The sequence below is a fragment of the Streptomyces sp. NRRL S-87 genome (assembly GCF_000719335.1).
Classification (GTDB): Bacteria; Actinomycetota; Actinomycetes; order Streptomycetales; family Streptomycetaceae; genus Streptomyces.
This window is the reverse complement of record NZ_JOGB01000141.1, coordinates 1-2,389: the sequence shown is the minus strand read 5'-3', so window position 1 is coordinate 2,389 and position 2,389 is coordinate 1. Positions and strand designations below refer to the sequence as shown.

General features: G+C 73.8%; 1 protein-coding gene. It reads left to right on the top strand.

The window, feature by feature from the left end; all coding sequences use genetic code 11:
- Positions 1-285: 285 nt before the first annotated feature.
- Positions 286-2,389, top strand: a 2,104-nt coding sequence (locus IF43_RS0135385; protein ID WP_234332651.1) for an ABC transporter ATP-binding protein, incomplete at its 3' end; no start/stop codon positions are given.

Here is a 2,389-nt window from a genome sequence, read left to right as displayed (position 1 = left end):
CTCCAGAACCCCACCCCGAACCCCACCCCCGCGCCCCCACCGCGCGCCCCCGCGCATCCCCCGGATTGTTGCAGCGGGATGAAATCCGCAGCTCCGCGTGTTGGGCTGTCCTGCAGGACCGGGCACCAGGACCGGCCGGCAGGACGACAGCAGGACGACGAGACGACGACGGGGAGGCCCCACGTGGCGGCGGCAGAGACGGCCGGAGCGGAGAAACCGGGAGCGGACGCCGCACGAGCGGACGCCCACCGAGCGGACGCACCCCGAGCGGACGACCCCGGGCCTATATCCACGCGCCCCGAGCCCCCCACTCCCCCCGCCCTCGAGCAGCAGGGCTGGGCCCGCCGCCTGGCGGGCTACACGTGGCGCTACCGCGCCAACGTGCTGCTCTCCCTCGGCTCCTCCCTCGCCGGCATGGCCCTCATGGCCCTCGTCCCCCTGGTCACCAAGGTGATCATCGACGACGTCATCGGCGACCACTCCCGCCCCATGGCCCCGTGGGCGGGCGCCCTCGTCGGCGCCGCCGTCCTCGTCTACGTCCTCACCTACGTCCGCCGCTACTACGGCGGCCGCCTCGCCCTCGACGTGCAGCACGACCTGCGCACCGAGATGTACGAGACGATCGCCCGCCTCGACGGCCGCCGCCAGGACGAGCTGTCCACCGGCCAGGTCGTCGGCCGGGCCACCAGCGACCTGCAGCTGATCCAGGGCCTGCTCTTCATGCTCCCGATGACCATCGGGAACTTCCTCCTCTTCGGCATATCGCTCGCGATCATGCTCTGGCTCTCGCCACTGCTCACCCTGATCGCCCTCGCCATCGCGCCCGCGCTCTGGTTCATCGCCAAGCGGAGCCGCTCCCGGCTGTTCCCGGCCACCTGGTGGGCCCAGGGCCAGGCGGCGGCCGTGGCGGGCGTGGTGGACGGGGCCGTCACCGGCGTCCGCGTCGTCAAGGGCTTCGGCCAGGAGGAGCAGGAGACCGCCAAGCTGCGCGACGCCAGCCGCCGCCTCTTCGCGGGCCGACTGCGCACCATCCGCCTGAACTCCCGCTACAACCCCGCCCTCCAGGCCGTCCCCGCCCTCGGCCAGGTGGCCATGCTGGCGGTCGGCGGCTGGATGGCCACCCGCGGCCAGGTCACGCTCGGCACGTTCGTGGCGTTCTCCACGTATCTCGCCCAGCTCGTCGGCCCGGTCCGCATGCTCGCCATGGTCCTGACCGTCGGCCAGCAGGCCCGGGCCGGCGTGGAGCGCGTCATGGAGCTCATCGACACCGAGCCCGCGATCGAGGACGGCACGCGCGAGCTGCCCGCCGACGCGCCGGCGACGGTCGAGTTCGACAAGGTCTCCTTCGGCTACGACCCGGCCCGCCCGGTCCTGGACGGCTTCTCGCTCACCATCGCGCCCGGCGAGACCGTGGCCGTGGTCGGGGCCTCCGGCAGCGGCAAGTCCACCGTCTCGCTCCTCCTGCCCCGCTTCTACGACGTCACCGACGGGGCCGTGCGGGTCGGTGGCGAGGACGTCCGCGAGCTCACCCTCGCCTCCCTCCGGGCCGCCATCGGGCTCGTCCCGGAGGACAGCTTCCTGTTCTCCGACTCGGTGCGCGCCAACATCGCGTACGGCGTCCCCGACGCGACCGACGAGCAGATCCGCACGGCCGCCCGGGCCGCCCAGGCCGAGGGCTTCATCGAGGCGCTCCCGGACGGCTACGACACCAAGGTCGGCGAGCACGGCCTGACCCTGTCCGGCGGTCAGCGCCAGCGCATGGCACTGGCCCGCGCGATCCTCACGGACCCGCGGCTGCTGCTCCTGGACGACGCGACCTCGGCCGTCGACGCGCGCATCGAGCACGAGATCCACGAGGCCCTGCGCTCGGTCATGGCCGGCCGCACCACCCTCCTGATCGCCCACCGCCGTTCCACGCTCGCGCTGGCCGACCGGATCGCCGTACTGGACCGGGGCCGGCTCTCCGACATCGGTACGCACGCGGAGCTGGAGGCCCGCTCGGAGCTGTACCGGCGGCTGCTGACCGACCCCGACGCGCTGGCCGGCGGCTCGCCGGACCCGGCCGGACAGGCGGTCGCGGCCCGCGACCGGGTCTCGGCCCTGGACCGGGCGGAGGCGGCCACCCTCGCCGAGCTGGAACGCGAGCTGGACCTGGAGGCCGAGGCGGAGATCGACGCCGAGCCGGTCAACGCCAAGCGGCGGGTGGTCGACGGGATCACCCCGGAACTCTGGCGCCGACCGGACGACGGACCCACCACACCCACGAAGCCCACCGAGAAGGCCGAGCCCACCGAGAAGGCCGAGCCGCCCACCACCACCCCCACCACGCTCAGCACCCCCACCACGCCCACCAAGCCCACCGCCACCGAGCCCCCCACCGCTAACAAGC